The following is a 662-nucleotide window of genomic DNA, read 5'->3' as shown; positions in this document are numbered from 1 at the left end:
ACACCAAACCAACACACAAAAACCCCAACCGCAACCCCCCACACAAACACACCCCCCAAACACCAAACAACCACAACCCCCACACCACCACCACCCACCAACAAACCACACACAACAACACACCAACAAACAACACAACAACCCCCACCGAAAACAACACACCAAAGACAACCACCCCAGACAACACACCCACCACCAACAAAAACACCACCCCCACCACCACCACACAAAACACACCCCCACCCAACAACAAAAACACCCCACCCAAACAAAACCCACCCCACCAAACCACCCAAAAAAATACAAATACAGAGACAAAGCACAACACCAAGAAAAACACTAAACAACACAAAAAAAACAAACACAGCAACCCACCCAACAAAACAACCCACCCAACAAAACCCAAATAACCAGAAATATTTATCTATTAGTTCTTTGGGTTCTAATGCTGCATATGTCTGCTTGCCCAATTCCGTAAACATAATTCTATTAGAATCTCTTTTAGCTCTTTTAGATAAAATAGTCGTGCGAAGTTTTTCTCGCATGGTAATTTTCTCAGATTCTGTAGCTTGGTTTAATGCCCAATCTTTAATAAGAAACCAAATTTTATTTTGCTGTTTAGGTGTTAAACCATGAATATGATTGACTAAATCAAGTAATTG

The 662-nt window shown here is 41.5% G+C and carries 1 protein-coding gene; it reads left to right on the top strand.

The window, feature by feature from the left end; genetic code table 11:
* Positions 1-410: hypothetical protein (locus ACTHUR_RS14850; RefSeq protein ID WP_440399357.1), on the top strand; the 410-nt coding region annotated here is incomplete at its 5' end.
* Between the last annotated feature and the right edge of the window lie 252 nt (positions 411-662).

The organism is Neisseria sp. P0021.S007 (assembly GCF_051956855.1).
Note: the sequence above shows the minus strand (reverse complement) of the source record. Positions and strands in the feature narration are given on the sequence as shown.